Here is a 1137-nt window from a genome sequence, read left to right on the forward strand (position 1 = left end):
CAGTTTAGAGCAGTGGTGAGTGATGCCGCAGGTAACACCGCAACAACAGCAGTACAAACGATAGTAGTCGATACAACTGCACCAAAAGCAGGAGTAATTAATCTAACTGCATATGAAGATACAGGTGCTAAAGCGGATGACTTCGTCAGCCAAGATCGTAGCTTTGACTTAACTTTGACTGGGCAAGAAGCAAGTTCAACCGTTATTTACCAAGTTTCCAAAGATGGTGGTAAGACATGGGTAAATACAGAGGCGAAGCAAACCGATTTAGTGGATGGCGTTTATCAGTTTAAAGCAGTCGTGACAGATCTTGCAGGTAATACACAAAGCACAAATATTCAAAAAGTGACTGTTGATACAACTGTGCCAAAAGCAGGAGTAATTAGCCTAGCTGCTTATGAAGATACAGGTGCTAAAGCGGATGACTTTGTCAGCCAAGACCGTAGCTTTGACTTAACTTTGACTGGGCAAGAAGCAGGTTCAAGCGTTATTTACCAAGTTTCTAAAGATGGTGGTAAGACATGGGTAGATACAGATGCGAAGCAAACAGATCTAGTCGATGGAACTTATCAGTTTAAAGCAGTCGTGACAGATCTTGCAGGAAACACACAAAGCACAAATATTCAAAAAGTGACTGTTGATACAACTGCACCAAAAGCAGGAGTAATTAGCCTAACTGCTTATGAAGATACAGGTGCTAAAGCAGATGACTTCGTCAGTCAAGATCGTAGCTTTGATTTAACTTTAACAGGACAAGAAACAGGCTCAACTGTTATTTATCAAGTTTCTAAAGATGGCGGTAAGACATGGGTAAATACAGAGGCGAAGCAAGCTGATCTAGTGGATGGCGTTTATCAGTTTAAAGCAGTCGTGACAGATCTTGCAGGTAATACACAAAGCACAAATATTCAAAAAGTGACTGTTGACACAACTGCACCAAAAGCAGGGGTAATTAGCCTAGCTGCTTATGAAGATACAGGTGCTAAAGAGAATGACTTCGTCAGCCAAGACCGTAACTTTGATTTAACTTTAACAGGACAAGAAGCAGGTTCAACCGTTGTTTACCAAGTTTCTAAAGATGGTGGTAAAACATGGGCAAATACGGATGCGAAGCAAAGCAATTTAACTGATGGGAGT

The 1137-nt window shown here is 41.2% G+C and carries 1 protein-coding gene; it reads left to right on the forward strand.

All coding sequences use genetic code 11. The annotated features are described in order from the left end of the window. Positions 1 to 1137: Ig-like domain-containing protein (locus HX124_RS18055; RefSeq protein WP_286418746.1), on the forward strand; the 1137-nt coding region annotated here is incomplete at both ends.

It is taken from the genome of Acinetobacter sp. 226-1, assembly GCF_030329325.1.
GTDB lineage: Bacteria > Pseudomonadota > Gammaproteobacteria > Pseudomonadales > Moraxellaceae > Acinetobacter > Acinetobacter sichuanensis.